Below are 20,819 nucleotides of genomic sequence, written 5' to 3'. Positions count from 1 at the left end.
CTTAGTCGGCGGCGCGCTGGTTTCGGGCTTGCTGCAGGAACGCTTCGCACTCCGGCGGCATGGGCGCAACGACGGTGGTGATTTCGCCACTTATCGGATGCGTAAATGTCAGGCTATGCGCGTGCAGGAACATGCGCTTGAGCCCGGGATTGGCGCCGCTGCGGGCCAGCGCCTTGTTGAGGGCGTAGTCGCCGTATTTCTCGTCACCGAGGATCGGGAAGCCGGAATGTGCCAGGTGGACCCGGATCTGGTGGGTACGGCCGGTCTTCAGTTCGGCCTCCAGCAGGGTGAAACCCGGCATGACCTCGAGCCGGTTGAACACGGTATGCGCGGCAATCCCGTCATCCTGCACGCGCACGCGGCGCTCGCCTTCCGGGGTGGTGTATTTATATAGCGGGAATTTCACGTGCTGCCGGGCATTCTCGAAATGCCCCGCCACGCAGGCGAAGTAACGCTTGTCCAGCGCACTGCCGCGCATCTGTTCATGCAGGTTCACCAGCGCCGTGCGCTTCTTTGCCAGCACAAGCAGGCCGGAGGTCTCGCGATCGAGACGGTGCACAAGCTCAAGGAACCTGGCCTGCGGGCGCGCCCGCCGCAACTGCTCGATGACGCCGAATGCCACGCCGGAGCCGCCATGCACGGCCACGCCGGCAGGCTTGTTGATCACCAGCAGGTATTCATCCTCGAAAACCACCGGGAAGCTGGCCGGCGGCACGAATTTGCCGCCATCGGGTGCCGGAGCCGCCACACGCATGGGCGGAATCCGCACCACGTCGCCCAGTTGCAGGCGATAGGTGGCATCAACCCGGCCCTTGTTAACACGCACTTCACCCGACCTCAGGATGCGGTAGACATGGCTCTTGGGCACCCCTTTCGAGAGCCTCAGGAGGAAGTTGTCGATGCGCTGGCCATCGGCTTCGTCGCCAATCGTTACGTACGCCACCTGGGGGCCGGCCGCGGCGGGCCGCACCTCTTTTTCAATTTGATGGCGTAACTCATTCATTTTCAATATAATTTCCTCGCTGTCCCGGCCAAAGACCGGCAGCGCAAGTCAGGTGTAGGCGATTCGTCGTATTTTACACTTCGGGTTGCCGCCAGCCCTGCCAGCCTCCCGCTTCTTTGCGTACCACGCGAGCCCCGGGCTGGTGAATGGCAGCAAAAACGCAGCACGCACGGTATCGCCCGCGCAGGAAGTCGCCCAAAGGCAACTTCGGCGCTGACGGCGGTCACGTGGGAATAGAGTGTTCAGGTAGAACAGAATTTGATAGTGGATGCCCACCCGGCATCCACTCTGGTGAGAGAAGTCCCGCCCGCACCGGGAAACGGTGCCGCCGGCATGCTTCCAACGCCACCTGACTGGTTATACCGGCGCCCGGTCGCAGAACTCCAACAAGCAGTAGGTGCGCCCGCCAGGAGATGTCAGGTAGCGAAGCAGCATTGCCGTGACGACAAACTTGCTCTTTGACGCGTCTGGCCCTTCCGCGGCCGGCCGCAGTGTGATGGCGCCCCTTTGCGCCCGCACTGCCGCCAAGCCAGCCGGAAACCCGCTGGGTCGCTGCGCAGAGCAGCACACCGGCGTTCTCTCCGACCATGCGGACGGCGCTTTCGACGTCGTTACCTCTCTTTCACCCGTGCCCAGCCGGCCGCGCTCATTTGCGCGACGGCGCTTTTGGCAATTCTCGCGCCCTCACTCGCTCCCTCGCGTGCTCCACGGAACGAACGCCGCGGGCACCGCATGCCGGTGCAATCCGCGGCATTGAGTGAGAAACTGATCGATATCGACATCGAGGCCGCCGGGCGCGAACCCGGATCGAGCCGTCGCTGGAAGCCTGCTTCGTCAACTACGTGGAAGTAGCACGCGCCTTTTTCAAGGAAGGCGTGGACGTGCGCAACGCGCGCATCCAGGACGCGTTGCATGAAGGCCAGGAACTCATCGTCCAGGTGGAAAAGGAAGAGCGCGGCAACAAGGGCGCGGCGCTGACCACCTTTATCTCGCTGGCCGGCCGCTACTTGGTGCTGATGCCCAACAACCCGCGCGGCGGTGGCGTATCGCGCCGCATCGAGGGCGAGGACCGCCAGGAACTGCGCGAGACCATGGGCCAGCTGGCCGTGCCCGAGGGCATGAGCATCATCGCCCGCACTGCGGGCATCGGCCGTTCGGCCGAAGAGCTCCAGTGGGACCTGAACTACCTGCTGCAACTGTGGAAGGCCATCGACGGCGCGGCCGGCGACAACAAGGCCCCGCTGTTGATCTATCTCGAGTCCAGCCTGGTGATCCGCGCCATCCGCGATTACTTCCAGCCGGATATCGGCGAGATCCTGATCGATACCGACGAAATCTACGAGCAGGCCCGCGCCTTCATGAGCGTGGTCATGCCCGACAACATGAACCGCGTGAAGAAGTACCGGGACGACGTCCCCCTCTTCTCGCGCTTCCAGATCGAGCACCAGATCGAGTCGGCTTATTCGCGCATGGTGATGTTGCCCTCGGGCGGCGCCATCGTGATCGACCACACCGAGGCCCTGGTGTCGGTGGACGTGAACTCGGCCCGCGCCACCAAGGGCGCCGACATCGAGGAAACCGCGCTGCGCACCAACCTCGAAGCCGCCGACGAGATCGCCCGCCAGCTGCGCCTGCGCGACCTGGGTGGCCTGATCGTGATCGACTTCATCGACATGGAAGCCAGCAAGGCCCAGAGGGACGTGGAAACGCGCCTGAAAGATGCCCTGCGCCATGACCGCGCCCGCGTGCAGATGGGCAAGATCAGCCGTTTCGGCCTGATGGAGCTGTCGCGCCAGCGCCTGCGCCCGTCGCTGTCGGAAGGCTCGCATATCACTTGCCCGCGTTGCAACGGCACCGGCCATATCCGCGATACCGAATCCTCCGCCCTGCAGGTGCTGCGCATCATCCAGGAAGAAGGCATGAAGGAAAACACCGCCGCCATCCACTGCCAAGTGCCGGTGGAAGTGGCTGCGTTCCTGCTCAACGAGAAGCGCCAGGACATCAACCTGATCGAGATGCGTTTCAAGGTCAACGTGCTGCTGATCCCCAACAAGCACCTCGAGACCCCGCATTACAAGCTGGAGCGCCTGCGTCACGACGACCCGCGCCTGGAAGACAGCATGGCCAGCTACAAGATGGCCGAAGCTGCCGCCAAGGAGCTCGAAGCCGACACCAGCTACAGCAGCCGCAAGAAGGAAGACGCCAAGCCGCGCCAGGAAGCCGCAGTCAAGGGCATCACCCCGGAACAGCCGGCGCCCGTCTCCGTGCCGCGCGCCGAGCGCGCCCCGCGCCCGGACGCCGCGGCGGCTGCCGCACGCCCGGTGCCTGCTACCCAACCGGTGGTCGGCGGTGGCTTTATCGGCTGGCTGAAGAACCTGTTCGGCGCCAAGCCGGCGGCGCCAGCCGTCGAACCGGCCAAGCCGGTGGACGCCGAACAGCGCAGCGCCGAGAACCGTCGTGAACGCGGCCAACGTGGCGAACGCGGCGAAGGCCGTGGCCAGCGCGGCGAACGCGGTGGCGAGCGTGGTGAGCGCGGCGGCGTGGCGAGCGCGTCGAAGCCCGCGGTGAGCGTGGCGAGCGCGGTGCTGAGCGTGGTGAGCGCGGCGAACGTGGCGAGCGCAACACCCGCGCCCGCGCCAGGCCGCACTGGAAGTCCAGCCGGCCCGCCAGGCCGAGGGCGCACCGGCCGAACGTACGGAAGGCCGTGGCGAAGGCCGCCGCGACCGTAACCAGGAACGCCGCGAGCGCCAGCGCGACCGCCAGCGTGAACGAGGAGACGCGCCGCGCGAAGGCGAAGCCACCGAAGGCCTGGCTGCCGAAGCGGTAGCCGCGACCGCAGCCGTTGTTGTTGCAGCGCCGGCTGTCGTCGCGCAAGTTGCTTCGCACGACGACGCCGACAACGCACGCGCCGACCTGCCGGAAGGCACGGAAGGTGCCGAAAACGGCGAAGGTGAAGAACGCCGCCGCCGCAATCGTCGTGGCCGCAACCGCTATCGCCGCGAGCGCGATGACGGCGTGCAGGCAAACGAAGGCACTGAAGGCGCCGAAAGCGAGTACGCGGCGGAAACCCGCGAAAGCGCCCAAGCCGCCGCTCCTGCCGTGGTCGCCCAGGCTACCGTGGTGGAAGCCGCTGCGGTAACGGTTGCCGAAATTGCTCCGAGCGCGCCCGCATACCAGCCCGCCGAGGCGGCCGTTGTGACGCAACAGCCCGTCGAGCTGCCGGCCGAGCCGGTGTTCGTGCAAGCTGCCCCCATCGCCGCCCCGGTCGCTGCGCCGATCGTGGAAACGGTGGCTGAACCGGTGATCGAAACGGTCGCGGCAAGCCCGGCCGCCTACCAGCCGGCCCCTGCTCCGGTCGTGGCAGAAGCCGTCGTGCAAGCCCCCGCTGATGTGGCACCCGCCGTTGAAGTGGCGGTAGCCGCACCCGTGGCCGCACCGGCACCCGTGCCGGCCGCAGCCCCGGTGGCAGTGGAAAACCTGCAGCCGATGCTGGCTTCGGCCGGCCTCGAGTGGGTCAACACCGACACCAGCAAACTGCGCGCCGCGCAGGAAGCGGCCGCCAGCATCCCGCCGGCACCGCGCGTCGTGCGGGAGCGCAAGCCCCTGCCGCCGTTGCCTGAAGGTCCGATGATCCTGGTCGAGACCGGTGGCGATGCCGCAGAGACGACGCCGCAAAAGTAAGCGGTACCCTCGCGGGTAGCAAAGGAAAGGGACGGCGATGCCGTCCCTTTTTCATGCCCGGGGGCATTGTCCCGGGTGATGCCGGCGGTACCATGCGCGGCTCGGCTAGAATGACAGATAGATGGCACCCGAAAGATGGTGCCCGGAACGGGCGTTGCTTGCCCCACGCAACCGCGCCAGAGCCGCCCGTCACCTGCACTGCCAAGCCCCCAGGCCATGACCGAATCCGTCATCCCCATTTTCGACCTGCGCGACCATCGCTACCGCTCGATGACGCCAAGCATTCCGGCCGTGCTCACCGCGCCGTCCGGGCTGGTTGCCGACACCCGCGGCCGGCCGCTGCATGACTTGCGCATCTCGGTCACGGATCGCTGCAATTTCCGCTGCGTCTACTGCATGCCCAAGGAAGTGTTCGACAAGGACTACACCTTCCTGCCGCACTCCGAGTTGCTGAGCTTTGAGGAAATCGAGCGCGCCGCCCGCCTTTTCGTGGCGCACGGCGTGGAGAAGATCCGCCTGACCGGCGGCGAACCGCTGCTGCGCAAGAACATCGAGAAGCTGGTGGAAATGCTGGCGCGCATCGAGACCGTGTCCGGCAAGCCGCTGGACCTCACCCTGACCACCAATGCCTCGCTGCTGGCACGCAAGGCGCGCGCGCTGCGCGACGCCGGCCTCGCGCGGGTGAGCGTGAGCCTGGACGCCATCGACGACGCCACCTTCCGCCGCATGAACGATGTCGACTTCGCGGTAGGCGACGTGCTGGACGGCATCGAGACCGCCCAGGCGGTTGGGCTGGCGCCGATCAAGGTCAACATGGTGGTCAAGCGCGGCACCAACGACGGTGAGATCGTGCCGATGGCCGCGCATTTCCGCGGCAGCGGCATCATCATGCGCTTTATCGAGTTCATGGACGTGGGCGCGAGCAATCACTGGCAGATGGACGAGGTACTGCCCTCGGCCGAAGTCGTGCGCCGCATCCACGAGGCCTTCCCACTGGAAGCCATCGCCGCCAACTATAGCGGCGAAACCGCCGAGCGCTGGCGCTATCGCGACGGCGCCGGCGAGATCGGCGTGATCTCCAGCGTGACCCACGCCTTCTGCGGCGACTGCAGCCGCATCCGCCTGTCGACCGAAGGCCGGCTCTACCTGTGCCTGTTCGCCACCGAAGGCTACGACCTGCGGGCGCTGCTGCGCGGCGAGCACAGCGACCTGGAAATCTCGAACGCCATTGCCGGGGTCTGGCAAGGGCGCACTGATCACTACTCGGAACAGCGCAGCGACCCCGCAGTGAGGCAGGCGCGCGCCGAGAGCAAGATCGAAATGTCGTATATCGGCGGCTGACGGCAGCCGCCTTGCCTAACGCATCACCCTACCCTCCCACCCCCCGATGATTGCACGCGAAGACATTACGGGCTTGATCCTGGCCGGCGGCAGGGGCAGCCGCATGGGCGGCACCGACAAGGGCTTGCAACCGTTTCGCGGCGCGCCCATGGCCATGCATACGCTGATGCGCCTGTCGCCGCAGACCGGGGGCATGCTGATCAATGCCAACCGCAACCTGGCCGCGTATGAGTCCTTCGGCGTGCCGGTGGTCACGGATTCGGTGCCCGACTTCGCCGGCCCGCTCGCCGGCATGCTGGCCGGGCTGGAACAATGCCAGACGGGCTGGATGCTGAGCGCCCCCTGTGACTCGCCTTTCCTGCCGACCGACCTGGCCGCACGCCTGGCGAGCGCCATCGACAGCGAAAATGCCCAGATGGCCATCCCGGTCACCATCGACACGGACGGCCACCGGCAGGTCCAGCCGGTGTTTTGCCTGATGCCTGTCACGGCGCTCGATAGCCTGCTGGCTTTCCTCAACGGCGGCGGCCGCAAGATCGAAACCTGGGCCGCCTCGCACCGCCTGGCCGAAGTGCTGTTCGAAGACGCCGGCGCATTCGCCAATATCAATACCCTGGATGAGTTGCGCACGCTGGAAGCGCGCTGACAACCCAAGCCAGGCCGCAGCCCCCTCCCGGGAACGGTCCATGCCATCACTACATTCCGTTATTTCCTGCCTGTCCGACTATGACCCCGGCGCGTTGCCGGTGGCGCAGGCCAACCAGATCATCGGCGAGGTGGTCGAGCCGGTGCGCGGCACCGAGCAGGTCGCCCTGCGCACCGCGCTCGACCGCGTGCTGGCCGAAGACGTGGTCTCCACGCTGGATGTGCCTGCGCACGACAACTCCGCCATGGACGGCTATGCGTTCGCCAGCAGTGAGTTGGCCGCGGGTGGCAACGTGACCCTGACGGTGGCCGGCAGCGCCTTCGCCGGCGCGGCCCGCGAGCAAGCGGTTGCGCGCGGGCAGGCGGCCCGCATCATGACGGGCGCCATCATGCCGGCCGGCTGCGACACCGTGATTCCCCAGGAATTCGTCGACGTCGAAGGCGAGCTGATCCGCTTTGACGCTAAGGCGGTACGGGCCGGCGACAACCGCCGCCTGCGGGGCGAGGATCTCGCGATCGGCCAGCCGGCGCTGGCCGCCGGGCGCATCCTGCAACCTGCCGACCTCGGGATGCTGGCGTCGCTGGGCGTGGCCGAGGTCAAGGTGCGGCGCCGCCTTCGCGTGGCGTTCTTCTCCACCGGCGATGAACTGCGCTCGATCGGCGAACCGCTCGACGCGGGTTGTGTCTACGACTCGAACCGCTATACGCTGCACGGCATGCTGCGGCGCCTGAACGTCGACCTGATCGACATGGGCGTGGTGCGCGATGATCCCGCAGCACTGGAGGCCGCGTTCCGCAGCGCGTGCGAAAACGCCGACGCGGTCATCACCTCGGGTGGCGTCTCGGTGGGCGAAGCCGACTACACCAAGCAGATCATGGCCCAGCTGGGCGATGTGACCTTCTGGAAGATCGCCATGCGCCCCGGCCGGCCCATGGCCTTCGGGCGCATTGCCTCCCATGGCCGCGAGGCGCTGCTGTTCGGCCTGCCGGGCAACCCGGTGGCGGTGATGGTGACGTTCTATCATTTCGTGCGGGCCGCCCTGCACCGCCAGATGGGCGCCAAAGTGCCGCCCCTGCCACTGATGCGCGTGCGCAGCGCCCAGGCGATCCGCAAGAAACCTGGCCGCACCGAATACCAGCGCGGCATCCTGGCGCCGGCCCCGGAAGGCGGCTGGCAGGTGAGCATCACCGGGCAGCAGGGCTCGGGCGTGCTGCGCTCCATGAGCGAGGCCAATTGCTTCATCGTGCTTGGGCACGAACAGGGCATGGTGGCCACTGGCGACGAGGTGGAGGTCATGCTGTTCGATGGGCTGATGTAAAGCCTCCCACGGTACGCAAGCTTCACCTTTGTGTCGTTTTTGCGCAGCAGTTTTGCCTGGGTTTAGCAAGCAGATCGGCGGTTTTCCATACCCCGCGAGTGCCGGACTATGCGCCGCCTCCCCCATTGGATACACTTGCGCAACATTACTTTGCTTACTGCCCAAGCTGTCATGAATCAGGAGATTGCGTACCTCCACCCGGTCAAAACCGCCCGCGCGCTTGTGCTCGTGTACCTGTGCTTTTCGGTACCCATCGTCTCGCTGGGCCTGTTCGTGGCCTTTATCCGCTATGGCGACCTGCCCGGCATCACCGTCTTCACGGCACTGATTCTCAATGCGCTGATCGGCTTCGGCCTGCTCTGGCTGGCCTGCAAGGCCTACAACTGGGTAGCGGCGCGTTTCGGCGGCATCGAGGTGACAATCCGCGACTTGTCCTGAAACGGCCAGCCGCCGAAAAGTAAAAAAGCGCATCGAATCGATGCGCTTTTTTTTGCCCAGCGTACTTTGCCGCTCAACCGGCTGCGGCCTCGTCATCGGGCACGGCGGCCAAGCCAAGCAGTTCCTGCGCATTCTCGCCCGGCAGCGCTTCCACGGTGCGCAGCTTGCGCTCCATCTGGCGTGTACGCACCTCGGCCTGCTCGATATTGCGGGCAGCGCGTTCCAGGGTGTCGCGGGTCTTGGCCAGCACATCGCCGAACTTGCCGAACTCGGTCTTGACCGCGCCCAGCACCTCCCACACTTCGCTTGAGCGGCGCTCCAGTGCGAGCGTGCGAAACCCCATCTGCAAACTGTTGAGCAACGCGGCCAGCGTGGTCGGCCCCGCTACCGTGACGCGGAAGTTGCGCTGTAACAGGTCGGCCAGCCCCGGGCGCCGCAAGACTTCGGCGTACAACCCCTCGGTAGGCAGGAAGAGAATGGCAAAGTCCGTGGTCGCCGGCGGCGACACGTATTTTTCGGAGATCGTCTGGGCCTCGCGCTTGATCGCGGTTTCCAGCTCGCGCCCGGCCAGCACAACACCATCGACATCGCCACGCTCCTGCGCGTCGAGCAACCGCTCGTACTGCTCCTTCGGAAACTTGGCGTCGATGGGCAGCCACACCTGCCCGCCGGCAGCGTCCTTGCCCGGCAGGCGAATCGCGAACTCCACGCGCGCGCCGCTATTACGCACCGTCTCCACATTCTTGGCGTATTGCTCGGCGGTCAGCACCTGCTCGAGCAGCATCTCGAGTTGCACTTCGCCCCATGTCCCGCGCGATTTCACATTGGTCAGCACCCGCTTGAGATCGCCCACGCCCTGCGCCAGCGCCTGCATTTCGCCAAGGCCCCGGTGCACCTGCTCGAGCCGGTCCGAGACCAGCTTGAAGGACTCGCCCAGCCGCTGCTCCAGCGTGGCGTGCAGCTTCTCGTCAACGGTGCGGCGCATCTCCTCGAGCTTGGCCGCGTTATTGACCTCGATCTCCTTGAGCCGCTGCTCCAGCGTGGCACGCACCTCGCCCAGGCGGCGCTCGTTGCCCTCCGACATCTGCGCCAGCTGCTGCTGCAGCCCGTCGCCAAAGCGGCGCAGCGCGCTGCCCTGCTCGTCGCGTGCCTGCTGGCCCTGTTGCAGCAGGTTTTGCCGGACCTGCTCGAGCTGCTGGGCATTGGACTCGGTCAGCTTGGCAAGCTGCTGCGCGAACATGTCGATCTGGTTGTTCTGCAGCGTGGCAATGCTGGTGAGCTGCGAGGACAGCGCCTGCTGGAAACGCATCATCTGCTGGCCGGCTTCGCCGCGGCCGACGCGCGCGCTCTCGGTCACCTCGGTGCGCAGCTCGCGCTCCAGGCGCTCATTGCCGCGCGTGCCTTCGGCACGCAGTTCGGCAAGCTGGCGCAACAGTTCCGGGCCGGCACCGTCTTGTGCAGTGCGTGGCCGCAACAACAGCACGAGCAGCATCAGCACGGCTGCCAGCGCAAGGGCCAGGGTCAACAGGGGGAGCAAGGTCATGAATGAGTTGGCAGCGAGAGGATCAGCGGCGGCGCGCCATCACTTCGGGATTGATCACTGAAGGCGGATGCCCTGCCTGCGGTCCCGCGTCGAGCGCCGCGATCAGGTTGTCGGCAGCGAGATCGGCCATGGCGCGGCGGGTCTTCTCCGAAGCGCTGGCGATATGCGGGGTCAGCACCACGTTGGGCACCGTCAGCAGGCCGGGATGGACCTGCGGCTCACCCTCGAACACGTCGAGCCCGGCGGCGAAGATGCGCCGCTCGCGCAGCGCTTCGGCCAGCGCGGCATCGTCGACCACCCCGCCGCGTGCCAGGTTGACCAGCGTAGCCGACGGCTTCATCTGCGCCAGCTCGGCGGCGCCGATGCTGTCTCGGCCTTGCTGACATAGCGCGCGTTGAGCGCGCGCTCGGTGTCACGGGCCAAGCGGCTGCGGTTGTGATAGAGCACCGACATGCCAAACCCTGCCGCGCGCCGCGCCAGTGCCTGGCCGATGCGGCCCATGCCAAGGATGCCAAGCGTGCTGCGGTACAGGTCCATGCCGAGGAACATGTCGTAGCTCCACCGCTCCCACTTGCCGGCGCGCAGCCAGTGCTCGGACTCGGTCACGCGGCGCGCCGTGGCCATCAGCAAGGCCCAGCCGAAATCGGCCGTGGTCTCCGTGAGCACGTCGGGCGTATTGGTGGCCACGATACCGGCGGCGGTCAATGCCGGCACATCGAGGTTGTTGTACCCCACCGCCATATTGCAGACCGCGCGCAAGGCCGGCAGCCCGGCTACCAGTGCGCCATCGACACGGTCCGCGGCGTTGGCCAGCACGCCGGACTTGCCGGCGAGGCGCGCCTTGAGCGCGGCGCCGTCCAGCGCCACATCCTGCTGGTTGTCGTCGACGTCGAAATACTGCGCGAGCCGGTCGATCACTTCGGGAAAGACGGCGCGGGTCACAAGAATGGAAGGCTTGGTCATGCTCACACGCGGAAAAAGATCAAGGTCATTATCAGGAACAGCGGCACCAGCACGCAGATCGACCACAGCATGTAGCCGAAGAAACTGGGCATGCGCACGCCACGGCTTTCGGCGATCGCCTTGACCATCAGGTTGGGCGCGTTGCCGATGTACGTGTTGGCACCCATGAACACCGCGCCGGCCGAGATGGCGGCAAGCGTGGAGGCATCGCGCGTCATCAGCGTGGCGGGGTCGCCGCCCGCCGTGTTGAAGAAGACCAGGTAGGTCGGCGCATTGTCCAGGAAGGACGAGAGAATACCCGTGGCCCAGAAGTACATGCTGTCGATGGGCTGGCCGCCGGCATCGCTGACCAGCCGGATCACGCCGGCAAAGGCGCCGCCGGTGCCGGCCTTGAGCATGGCGATCACGGGAATGATGGTGAGGAAGATGCCGGCGAACAGCTTGCCGACTTCCAGGATCGGTTCCCAGTTGAATTCGTTGCCCGTGCGCGCCGTGATCGGCGTGATCAGCAGCGACACCAGCGCCACGACCACCAGCAACACATCGCGCACCGCCGCTGGCAGGCCGACCATGGTGCCCATCACGTTGAACTCGATGCCCGGCTTCCACAACCCGCTCATCAGCACCAGGCCCACCACCGCCAGCAGCAGCACGAAATTGCGCTTGCCCTCGATGCGGATGCCCGCGGAATCGGGCGTGGGGTCCGATGCCTGCGGCAGCTCTTCTTCCTTGTTCAGGTAGTAGTGGCGATCGACGAAATAGAAGATCACCAGCAGCGCGACGCAGATGAACAGCGTCTCGGGCAAGATGTTGCGCAGGGTCCAGAAGAAATCCACGCCCTTCAGGAAGCCCAGGAACAGCGGCGGATCGCCCAGCGGCGTCAGCGCGCCGCCCGCATTGGCAGCCAGGAAAATAAAGAACACCACCACGTGCGCCACATGCCTGCGGTTATCGTTGGCGCGCAGCAGCGGCCGGATCAGCAGCATGGCGGCGCCGGTGGTGCCCATCAGGCTGGCCAGCACCGTGCCGAGCGCCAGCAGGCCGGTATTCAGGCGCGGCGTGCCGTGCAGGTTGCCACGCACGCAGATGCCGCCGGCCACGATATAGAGGGCGGCGATCAGCGCGATGAAGGGGATGTACTCTGACAGCAGCGCGTGCACGGCATTGGCGGCGGCGGCATGCACGCCGAAGGCCTGCGCGAACGGCACCAGGAACAGCACCGCCCAGCCGGCAATGATCTTGCCATAGTGGTGATGCCAGAAGCGCGGCGCGATCAGCGGGAACAGTGCGATCGACAGCAAGGTGCCGGCGAAGGGCAACGCCCATATTGGCGATAGCGTGGCGCCATCGAGATCGGCGGCATTGGCCGGGCTCGGCGCCAGCGTGAACAGCAGGGTGAACAACAGCGGGGCCAGCAAGGATAGCGGTGCGGGGGCACGTCGCATCGGGCGGGATCTCCTTGTATCGGATTGCGTCCCCCGGGCCTGACAGCGGCCGCGAGCGGAGAAAGCGCACGAGCCCGCGTGGCCCGGCGAGCGGGCCGCGGGCGCGCGGCGAGACCCTCAAGTGTAAAGCAATCGCCGCGCGGCCCGGCCGATTCCGAACGCCCTGGACTGCCGCGCTCAGTCCTGCTCGACCAGGATCACGTGCACGCGGTACGGGCCGTGCGCGCCCAGCACGATGGTCTGCTCGATGTCGCCGGTGCGCGAAGGCCCGCTGATGGTATTGGTGGCACGGGGCAGTTCCCCGCGCTCGCTGCGCACCAGCGCGAAGGCGTCTTCCAGGCCATCGACGATGCGCGAGACCGGCACCACCGCGATATGCGTCTCCGGCAGCAGCGCCGCCGAAGCGAAGGTCTGCGGGCCGGACAGCAGCATCAGCGAGCCGGTCTCGGCGATCGCGCAAAAGCAGCCCGTGATGCCGACCATGTCGCCATGGTCGTGATCGGCCTGCACATCGCGGATGGGCGGGCGGCACTCCACGGCCAAGCCCTGCGCGTGCCAGTCCAGCGCTGCCAGGGTGTCCCAGGCCACGGCGCGGCGCGCGAGGCCGAGGCTGTCCAGGTAGCGCGCGGCCGCGGCCGGCACATCGGCCATGGTGGCCACCCGCTCCACCGTGGAGGCGGCCTGGATCCGGTCCGCCGGCGCCGGCGGACGGGGGCCGGCGGGATGCCGCGCGAGATAGTCGGCCACCGCCGCGCGCTCGCCGTTGCTCACCCCGGGCGCGCGGCCCTGGGCAGCGCGGATGCGGGCAAAGATGCGATCGCGGGCGGAGGTGGTATCCATGAGTCGGTTTCCGGAGGTTGGATGCTTGATGGCTTGATGGCCTGGCAGGAGCAGGGGCTTCGATGCCGGCGCGCTGGAATCGATCGCTACGCCGGTGCCTTGATGCCAAACACCTGCCGCAGGTACGCCAGGTAGGCGGGATCGTCGCACATGGTCTTCTCGGGCGTGTCCGACAGCTTGGCCACCGGCTGGCCATTGCAGCGGGTCATCTTGATGACGATCTGCAGCGGCGTGTAGCCAAGGTCGTTGGTCAGGTTGGTGCCCACGCCAAAGGCAAGCCGGCAGCGCCCGCCGAAGCGTTCGTACAACTCGATCACGCGCGGGATGTCGAGGCTGTCGCTGAAGATCAGCGTCTTGCCCAACGGGTCGACGCGGCCGGCGGCGTAGTGCGCCAGCATGCGTTCGCCCCAGGCAATGGGGTCGCCGGAATCGTGGCGCACACCGTCGAACAGCTTGCAGAAGTACAAATCGAAATCGCGCAGGAAGGCGTCAAAGCCATAGGTGTCGGACAAGGCAATGCCGAGGTCGCCGCGGTACTCCTTGGCCCACACTTCCAGCGCGAATGCAAGGCCAGTTTGTCTTCCAGGCGCTTGCGTCCCTCGCTCCAGTCCGGTTGGGGCTGGGTGCGGCGGAAATAGACCTCGTTGACGATGGCCAGCAACGGCACCTCGAACAGGATGGTATGCAGCCACGGCCCGCGAATGGTGATCTCGATCTCGCCACTGCCGGGAGCGGCGGGCGCAATCGTCACGTATTTCTCGTTGAGGTGGAACAGGCCGAGGAAGTCGACGAAATCGCTCTTGATAAAGCGCAGCTCGCGCAGGTATTGCAGTTCATCCGGCGTAAAGCGGACCTGGCAGAGCTGCGCCACTTCTTCGCGGATCTCGTCCACGTAGGGTGTCAGGTCGACCCCCGCGTTACGGCATTTGAAGCGGTATTCGACCTGTGCCGCCGGGAAGTGATGCAGCACCACCTGCATCATGGTGAACTTGTACAGGTCGGTGTCGAGCAATGAGGTAATGATCATGTCGGGCCAGACGGCAGTGCCGAGTCAGAGCGCCATGCTAACCCAAAGCGCGGCGCTCAAGCTATGAAGCCGCATCGGCCATGCCGGCCGGCTTCATGCGCCATCGAGGAAAGGATCAGGCTGGCGGCCCCGCGCGCTGCCGCGCAGGCACCACAGGACCTGCCCGCGATAGCCAGGGCAGCCAACCAGCGTGGCCTGCGCCCGGGGCACTTCGGCGGGCAGCGGTTCGGCGAAGGTCGCCGAACGGGCCGTGATGCGCTCCTGGTAGACCCGCTGCGTGCCACGCCGGAACACCAGCACCTGCACCGGCGCGCCGCGCTCGGGCTGCAGGCTGGCGTCGCATGGCAGGAAGCCGGCCTGGCCGCAGTTGGCCATGCCCTCCCCCGCCACCTCGACCACCACGCCGAAATCATCCCACTCAAAGAGCGCCAGCGCGCTCAGGGATACCGGCCTGTCGCTCATCGTGCGCCAGGCCATCAGCCGTGCCACCACGCTGTCCGGCGGCCCGGCCTTGGCCAGCGTCTGCGCATGCGCCGCTGGCATGGCCAGCGCCGCCAGGCATAGCAAGGCGCTCGCCACCTGGCTGAAACGGCAGCTGCGCAACAACTCCCGGACTGGTCTTGGCCTTGGCATGGCGCACTCCTCATTCGATTAGGCACGCGGCAATACCGCGCAGACAAGCTCAGGCAGCATACAACGCCAACACCGCACCGGCCAGTAAAGCACATCGGCAGACGTGGCGCCGGCTGTCTTGGATCAAATGCACATAAAGAAATAAGAAAACTATCTGATCTGGCTATATAGAGCGGCTACCCTTGCTTTATGGCTCAGCTACAATATCGCTCTTTGATAGGCCACGGCCTTCGCTCGCGCCGCGTATGGTGAACCCGCTGAACCCCGGGTTGGGCCCGCACCGGCGTGATGAGCAAGGCACAGCAGGCCAAATCCATTCCCATCGAAGCCGATCCCGTTTTTTCTGGAACCGAAATGACTCACGTTGTCACCGAATCCTGCATCCGTTGCCGCTATACCGACTGCGTTGACGTGTGTCCGGTCGATTGTTTCCGCGAAGGCCCCAACTTCCTCGCCATCGACCCGGATGAGTGTATCGATTGCGCGGTGTGCGTGGCGGAATGCCCGGTCAACGCGATCTACGCCGAGGAAGATGTGCCGGGCGACCAGCAAAAGTTCATCGACCTGAACGCCGAGCTGGCACGCAACTGGCCCTCCATCACCAAGACCAAGGCCCCGCTGGCCGAAGCCGAGGAATGGAAGGACACGACCGACAAGCTGCAGTACCTGCAACGCTGATACCTGCAACGCAAAAAGACAGGTCAGGAAGCCGTCCCCACCCACGCGCTTTCCCGTAATGCCGGGCACGCCTGTGCCCACAACGTATCAGGACGAATATGGATTTGAGCATCCCTAACCCCGTCGCCGACGCCACCAACCACGTTGCCACCGGCAACGCTGGCGGCGGCCACCCGCTGGAAATCGACGCGCTGATCGTCGGTGCCGGTCCGGTCGGACTCTTCCAGGTCTTCGAACTGGGCCTGCTCGAAATCAAGGCGCACGTGATCGACTCCCTCAAGGTGGTCGGCGGCCAGTGCGTGGAGCTCTATCCGGACAAGCCCATCTATGACATCCCCGCCGTGCCCATCTGCACCGGCCAGGACCTGACGGACAACCTGCTCAAGCAGATCGAGCCGTTCGAGCCGACCTTCCACCTGGGCCAGGAAGTGGCCGTGGTGGAGCGCCGCGAAGACGGCCGCTTCTTCGTCGAGACCTCGCTCGGCACGCGCTTCATCACCAAGACCATCTTCATCGCCGCCGGCGTGGGCTCGTTCCAGCCGCGTACGGTCAAGGTGGACGGCATCGACAAGTTCGACGGCAAGCAGCTGTTCTACCGCGTCAAGGATCCGAGCCGCTTCCACGGCCGCAACCTGGTCGTGGTCGGCGGTGGCGACTCTGCGCTCGACTGGACGCTGGACCTGGTCGGCAAGGCCGAGTCCGTGGTGATGCTCCATCGCCGCGACGGCTTCCGTGCCGCCCCGGCCTCGGTCGCCAAGATGAAGGACCTGTGCGAGCAGATGGAGATGCAGTTCGTCGTGGGCCAGATCAGCGGCTACGAGGAAAAGGACGGCCTGCTCACCGAGATCAAGGTGACGGGCGCGGACGGCGTGACCCGCCGCCTGCCGCTCGATGACCTGCTGGTGTTCTTCGGCCTGTCGCCCAAGCTGGGCCCGATCGCCGAATGGGGCCTGGACCTGGAGCGCAAGCAGATCAAGGTGGACACGGAGAAGTTCGAGACCAACATCCCCGGCATTTTCGCGGTGGGCGACATCAACACCTACCCCGGCAAGAAGAAGCTGATCCTCTCGGGTTTCCATGAAGCCGCGCTGGCCGCCTTTGGCGCCGCGCCCTACATCTTCCCCGAGAAGAAAATCCACATGCAGTACACCACCACGTCGCCGAAGCTGCACAAGATCCTCGGCGTCGATTCACCGGTGTTCGACTGAGCCCGGGGCCGCATTCGACTCCCGAACGCGGCATCATTTTTTTTATGGCAAAAGCTTCGATGGCTGCCTATAATGTGGCCCTGCCATCGGACACCGTCCGCGCGAAGCCAGTATCATCGGCTTGCACCAACGGATACGTTCCGGCGGAACCAGAAATTTCGCAGCACCTGCAGCAGAAACTTGCCACCAGGGTGTTGACGAATAAAAGAGAGACTGGTTATAATCCTTTTCTCAGCTGTTCCCTGATAGCTCAGTTGGTAGAGCGACGGACTGTTAATCCGCAGGTCGCTGGTTCGAGCCCAGCTCGGGGAGCCAAAGAATGTGAAAGGCCCGCAAGAAATTGCGGGCCTTTTCCATTTGTACCCCAGCATTCATTCTGACCTCGATCCCGCCTGCGGGAGTCGCCGCGGGACGCAATGCCCGCAGCCGCATCCCGCCGCGCTACGCCCTACTCGATCGTCATCCCGCTCTGCTTGACCAGCCGCGCCCAGCGCGAGAGCTCGGTCTGCAGGAATTGCCCAAAGGCCTGCGGGCTGCTGCCGACCGGCACCACGCCCAGATCCAGCAGCCGGGCATTGACCTTGGGATCGTTGAGCGCGGCCCGCACGGCCGCGGCTAGCCGCTCCACCACCCGCGGCGGCGTTCCCTTGGGCACGAAGAAACCATTCCACTCCAGCACATCGAAGCCCGCCAACCCGCTTTCCATCAGCGTGGGCACGTCGGGCAAGGCCGGCATGCGCTTGGCGGAGGTCACCGCCAGCGCGCGCAGCTTGCCGGCCTTGGCGGAACCACCAGGATATTGGGCGCCGTGACCGCTAGCGAAACCGGCAGGAAATCCCTGGCCGCATCGAACGGCAGCTTGCGCAGCGCCGGATTGACGACAAAGGTGGATGCATCGTACAGCACCACGTAGCCATCGGCCGGCGCCTGGGCAACCGCGGCGGCGCCGATGGTACCGCTCGCGCCCGGCTTGTTGTCGATCACCACCTGCTGCTTGAGCAGCACGCTCATTTGGGTCGTGATCACGCGCGCCGCGTTGTCCGCGCCGCCGCCCGCTGAATACGGCACCACGACGCGAATCGGCCTGGAAGGATAGCCATCCCCGGCCTGTGCCGCCGCCAACACCGGCAGGCCAAGCAGCGCGGTAGCAAGCCACGTGCCAATTTGCCAGCGCCGGGCGGCATGCGCGACGGCGGACGATGAGGGGGAACCAGCCGGGAAGGAAAACAAGAAAGTAGGCACAAGCGATGACACGATAGCCGGCAAACCCCGCTCCATGAATTGTCTCCAATGTCTTTTTGTGGCGCGGCAAGACGCCGCGCCGAAGTGATTGCGCAAGCGTACAGGATGCAGCGGTCAAGCGTCGCCTGGGCGCTCTTGCGCCTAGGCTGGCGCTCGTCCTGAAGATTTCCCGAACAGGCCGCACTCGAGATCGCTCTCGAACTCCCCGATCCAGCCGGGTCCTTCGCTCGCGTCGTAGGCGCACTGCGCATCGGTCGCGGGGCGGCGCACGCTCACCTGGCGTTGCGCCGGGTCGCCGTCATCCGGCTGAAAGCCCTCGTCGGTGATCTCGAAGTCGTCCGGCACAAAGCCTAGCCGTGAGCAGACGGCCGCGACCTCGCGTTGCTCGTCCTCGGGGAATTGGGAAAACAGATGCTTGGCCATTGCACTCTCCCATCAAGTCGAAGCGGCGCCGCATGGCGCGCGGCGCCTTTGCCCTGCCCTTGCCCGGCCATTCAATGCGCGCTAGCGCGTGTGCCGGCTGTTGATGACCGCCTCGGCCACGCTCGCCGGGGCTTCCGTGTAGTGCTTGAACTCCATGGTGTAGGTGGCGCGCCCCTGGGTCAGCGACCGCAGCGAGGTCGAGTAGCCAAACATGGTGGCCAGCGGCACCTCGGCGCGCACCGACTTGCCGCCGCCACCCGCGATATCTTCCATGCCATGCACGATGCCCCGGCGCGAAGACAGGTCGCCCATCACGTTGCCGGTGAACTCTTCGGGTGTCTCGACTTCCACCGCCATCATCGGCTCGAGCAGGATCGGCTTGGCGCGGCGCATGCCCTCCTTGAAGGCCATCGAGCCAGCCATGCGGAATGCATTCTCGTTCGAGTCGACATCGTGATAAGAGCCGAACACCAGCGTCGCCTTGACGTCCACCACCGGATAGCCGGCCAGCACGCCCGACGCCAGCGTTTCGCGGATGCCCTTGTCCACGGCGGGAATGAACTCGCGCGGCACCACGCCACCTTTGATGGCGTCGACAAACTCATAGCCCTTGCCCGGCGCCTGCGGCTCCAGATCCAGCACCACGTGGCCATACTGGCCGCGCCCGCCGGACTGTTTGACGAACTTGCCTTCGATGTCTTTTGCCGGCTGCTTGATGGTCTCGCGATACGCCACCTGCGGCTTGCCGACCGAGGCCTCCACGCCAAACTCGCGGCGCATGCGGTCGACCAGGATTTCCAGGTGAAGCTCGCCCATGCCCGAGATGATGGTCTGGCCCGATTCCTCGTCGGTATGCACGCGGAACGAAGGATCTTCCTGCGCCAGCCGATTCAGCGCCAGCCCCATTTTCTCCTGGTCGGCCTTGGTCTTGGGCTCGACCGCCTGGGAGATCACCGGATCCGGGAAACTCATGCGCTCGAGGATGATCACGTGATCGGGGTCGCACAGCGTGTCGCCTGTGGTCGCCTCTTTCAGCCCCACGGCCGCGGCAATGTCGCCCGCGCGCACTTCCTTGATTTCGCTGCGCACGTTGGCGTGCATCTGCAGGATCCGTCCCAGCCGCTCCTTCTTCTCCTTGACCGGGTTGTAGACCGTGTCGCCGGAGTTCACCACGCCCGAATAGACGCGGAAGAAGATCAGCTGCCCGACGAAGGGGTCGGTCATGATCTTGAAGGCCAGCGCGGAGAACGGCTCGTCGTCATTGGGATGGCGCTCTGCCTCCTTGTCGTCCTCTGTATGGCCGAGAATCGCGGGCACGTCCGCCGGCGACGGCAGGTAGTCGATCACCGCATCGAGCAGCGTCTGCACGCCCTTGTTCTTGAACGCGCTGCCGCACAGCATCGGCACGATCTCGTTGGCGACGGTGCGCTTGCGCAGGGCGGCCTTGATCTCGTCCTCCGTCAACGGCTCGCCGCCCAGGTACTTGTGCAGCAATTCGTCGTTGGCTTCCGCCGCGGCTTCGACCATCTTCTCGCGCCATTCCTTGGCGAGGCCCAGCAACTCGGGCGGCACCTCGCGATACTCGAAGTGTAGCCCCTGGCTGGTGTCGTCCCAGACCGTCGCCTTCATCTTGACCAGGTCGATCACACCCTGGAAAGGTCGATCACACCCTGGAAGCCTTCCTCGGCGCCGATCGGTATCTGGATCGGCACCGGCGTGCCCTTGAGCCGGTCGGCAATCTGCGAGCGCACCCGGAAGAAGTCCGCACCGACACGGTCCATCTTGTTGACGAAGGCGATGCGCGGCACCTTGTACTTGTTCGCCTGGCGCCAGACCGTTTCCGACTGCGGCTGCACGCCGCCCACCGCGTCGTAGACCATGCAGGCGCCATCGAGCACGCGCATCGAACGCTCTACCTCGATGGTGAAATCCACGTGCCCCGGGGTGTCGATGATATTGATGCGATGTTCTGGATAATTGCCGGCCATCCCCTTCCAGAACGCCGTGGTGGCGGCCGAAGTGATGGTGATGCCGCGCTCCTGCTCCTGCTCCATCCAGTCCATGGTGGCCGCGCCGTCGTGGACTTCGCCAATCTTGTGGTTGACCCCGGTATAGAAGAGGATGCGCTCGGTGGTGGTGGTCTTGCCGGCGTCGATGTGCGCGCTGATACCGATGTTCCGATAGCGCTCAATGGGGGTTTTGCGGCTCACGGTGATCTCCTGGTAGGCACCACTCAAAAGAGTAACACTTCTACAGGCGCCGCATCGTACGGCCCGCCACAGGCGGCTCGCCGGGCCGGCACAGCCCGTGGCAGGCCGCGTCGCGCCGGCACATCAGCCAGCCGAAAGTACCGCAAACATCACGTTCGTCCCGAATCGTTCCCTGCCACG

General features: G+C 65.7%; 12 protein-coding genes, 1 tRNA gene and 5 pseudogenes. 8 read left to right on the top strand and 10 right to left on the bottom strand.

All coding sequences use genetic code 11. The annotated features are described in order from the left end of the window. Position 1 precedes the first annotated feature (1 nt). Positions 2 to 1,003: an RluA family pseudouridine synthase gene (locus OR16_RS13895; protein WP_006158590.1), complete on the bottom strand. Its 1,002-nt coding sequence runs from the start codon at positions 1,001 to 1,003 to the stop codon at positions 2 to 4. A gap of 732 nt (positions 1,004 to 1,735) precedes the next feature. Here OR16_RS13895 and OR16_RS45720 point away from each other — a divergent pair. The 5 genes and pseudogenes from OR16_RS45720 to OR16_RS13870 all read left to right on the top strand — a co-directional run bounded on the left by OR16_RS45720 (position 1,736) and on the right by OR16_RS13870 (position 8,427). Beyond that, positions 1,736 to 4,684, top strand: a pseudogene (locus OR16_RS45720) (Rne/Rng family ribonuclease). Positions 4,685 to 4,900: 216 nt separating this feature from the next. Then, positions 4,901 to 6,025, top strand: a complete 1,125-nt coding sequence (moaA, locus tag OR16_RS13885) for a GTP 3',8-cyclase MoaA (protein WP_006158589.1) — start codon at positions 4,901 to 4,903, stop codon at positions 6,023 to 6,025. A gap of 46 nt (positions 6,026 to 6,071) precedes the next feature. Continuing rightward, complete coding sequence (gene mobA / locus OR16_RS13880) at positions 6,072 to 6,671, top strand: molybdenum cofactor guanylyltransferase MobA (RefSeq protein WP_006158588.1); 600 nt, start codon at positions 6,072 to 6,074, stop codon at positions 6,669 to 6,671. A 40-nt stretch (positions 6,672 to 6,711) separates the two neighbouring features. Beyond that, positions 6,712 to 7,989: a gephyrin-like molybdotransferase Glp gene (glp, locus tag OR16_RS13875; RefSeq protein WP_006158587.1), complete on the top strand. Its 1,278-nt coding sequence runs from the start codon at positions 6,712 to 6,714 to the stop codon at positions 7,987 to 7,989. 171 nt (positions 7,990 to 8,160) lie between these two features. Continuing rightward, positions 8,161 to 8,427 (top strand): hypothetical protein, encoded by a 267-nt coding sequence (locus OR16_RS13870; protein ID WP_006158586.1) that lies wholly within the window; start codon positions 8,161 to 8,163, stop codon positions 8,425 to 8,427. 73 nt (positions 8,428 to 8,500) lie between these two features. On the opposite strand, the gene rmuC is transcribed toward OR16_RS13870, so the two are convergent. The 6 genes and pseudogenes from rmuC to OR16_RS13840 form a co-directional block, all read right to left on the bottom strand. Continuing rightward, the gene (gene rmuC, locus OR16_RS13865) at positions 8,501 to 9,970 is read right to left on the bottom strand and encodes a DNA recombination protein RmuC (RefSeq protein WP_006158585.1); all 1,470 of its coding nucleotides are present in this window, start codon (positions 9,968 to 9,970) and stop codon (positions 8,501 to 8,503) included. 22 nt (positions 9,971 to 9,992) lie between these two features. After that, a pseudogene (locus OR16_RS13860) lies at positions 9,993 to 10,933 on the bottom strand (2-hydroxyacid dehydrogenase). A gap of 2 nt (positions 10,934 to 10,935) precedes the next feature. Continuing rightward, positions 10,936 to 12,378, bottom strand: a complete 1,443-nt coding sequence (locus tag OR16_RS13855) for a sodium:proton antiporter (protein WP_006158584.1) — start codon at positions 12,376 to 12,378, stop codon at positions 10,936 to 10,938. A 177-nt stretch (positions 12,379 to 12,555) separates the two neighbouring features. Beyond that, positions 12,556 to 13,218: a LutC/YkgG family protein gene (locus tag OR16_RS13850; RefSeq protein WP_006158583.1), complete on the bottom strand. Its 663-nt coding sequence runs from the start codon at positions 13,216 to 13,218 to the stop codon at positions 12,556 to 12,558. An 86-nt stretch (positions 13,219 to 13,304) separates the two neighbouring features. Further along, positions 13,305 to 14,245: pseudogene (locus OR16_RS13845) on the bottom strand (nicotinate phosphoribosyltransferase). 93 nt (positions 14,246 to 14,338) lie between these two features. Beyond that, positions 14,339 to 14,878: a hypothetical protein gene (locus OR16_RS13840; RefSeq protein WP_050982968.1), complete on the bottom strand. Its 540-nt coding sequence runs from the start codon at positions 14,876 to 14,878 to the stop codon at positions 14,339 to 14,341. Positions 14,879 to 15,232: 354 nt separating this feature from the next. Between OR16_RS13840 and fdxA the strand changes: the two genes are divergently transcribed. From fdxA to OR16_RS13825, 3 genes are all read left to right on the top strand, one after another. Then, on the top strand, positions 15,233 to 15,556 hold the full coding sequence (fdxA, locus tag OR16_RS13835; protein WP_006158581.1) for a ferredoxin FdxA: 324 nt from the start codon (positions 15,233 to 15,235) through the stop codon (positions 15,554 to 15,556). Positions 15,557 to 15,654: 98 nt separating this feature from the next. Beyond that, a complete protein-coding gene (locus OR16_RS13830) occupies positions 15,655 to 16,764 on the top strand; it encodes an NAD(P)/FAD-dependent oxidoreductase (RefSeq protein ID WP_006158580.1) in 1,110 nt (369 codons plus the stop codon). Between the two features lie 239 nt (positions 16,765 to 17,003). Next, positions 17,004 to 17,079 (top strand) — tRNA-Asn (locus OR16_RS13825). 133 nt (positions 17,080 to 17,212) lie between these two features. Here the strand turns inward: OR16_RS13825 and OR16_RS40425 are convergent. The 3 genes and pseudogenes from OR16_RS40425 to fusA all read right to left on the bottom strand — a co-directional run bounded on the left by OR16_RS40425 (position 17,213) and on the right by fusA (position 20,639). Further along, positions 17,213 to 17,928, bottom strand: a pseudogene (locus tag OR16_RS40425) (tripartite tricarboxylate transporter substrate-binding protein). Between the two features lie 219 nt (positions 17,929 to 18,147). After that, positions 18,148 to 18,429, bottom strand: a complete 282-nt coding sequence (locus tag OR16_RS13815) for a hypothetical protein (RefSeq protein ID WP_006158577.1) — start codon at positions 18,427 to 18,429, stop codon at positions 18,148 to 18,150. An 81-nt stretch (positions 18,430 to 18,510) separates the two neighbouring features. Further along, positions 18,511 to 20,639, bottom strand: a pseudogene (gene fusA / locus OR16_RS13810) (elongation factor G). Between the last annotated feature and the right edge of the window lie 180 nt (positions 20,640 to 20,819).

It is taken from the genome of Cupriavidus basilensis OR16 (assembly GCF_000243095.1).
GTDB classification, from domain to species: Bacteria; Pseudomonadota; Gammaproteobacteria; order Burkholderiales; family Burkholderiaceae; genus Cupriavidus; species Cupriavidus basilensis_D.
This window is presented reverse-complemented; position numbering and strand designations above follow the sequence as displayed.

Coding starts and splice junctions, on each gene's coding strand:
- OR16_RS13895 (WP_006158590.1), bottom strand. CDS start 1,003: ATGAATGAGTTACGCCATCAAATTGAAAAAGAGGTGCGGCCCGCCGCG.
- moaA (WP_006158589.1), top strand. CDS start 4,901: ATGACCGAATCCGTCATCCCCATTTTCGACCTGCGCGACCATCGCTAC.
- mobA (WP_006158588.1), top strand. CDS start 6,072: ATGATTGCACGCGAAGACATTACGGGCTTGATCCTGGCCGGCGGCAGG.
- glp (WP_006158587.1), top strand. CDS start 6,712: ATGCCATCACTACATTCCGTTATTTCCTGCCTGTCCGACTATGACCCC.
- OR16_RS13870 (WP_006158586.1), top strand. CDS start 8,161: ATGAATCAGGAGATTGCGTACCTCCACCCGGTCAAAACCGCCCGCGCG.
- rmuC (WP_006158585.1), bottom strand. CDS start 9,970: ATGACCTTGCTCCCCCTGTTGACCCTGGCCCTTGCGCTGGCAGCCGTG.
- OR16_RS13855 (WP_006158584.1), bottom strand. CDS start 12,378: ATGCGACGTGCCCCCGCACCGCTATCCTTGCTGGCCCCGCTGTTGTTC.
- OR16_RS13850 (WP_006158583.1), bottom strand. CDS start 13,218: ATGGATACCACCTCCGCCCGCGATCGCATCTTTGCCCGCATCCGCGCT.
- OR16_RS13840 (WP_050982968.1), bottom strand. CDS start 14,878: ATGCCAAGGCCAAGACCAGTCCGGGAGTTGTTGCGCAGCTGCCGTTTC.
- fdxA (WP_006158581.1), top strand. CDS start 15,233: ATGACTCACGTTGTCACCGAATCCTGCATCCGTTGCCGCTATACCGAC.
- OR16_RS13830 (WP_006158580.1), top strand. CDS start 15,655: ATGGATTTGAGCATCCCTAACCCCGTCGCCGACGCCACCAACCACGTT.
- OR16_RS13815 (WP_006158577.1), bottom strand. CDS start 18,429: ATGGCCAAGCATCTGTTTTCCCAATTCCCCGAGGACGAGCAACGCGAG.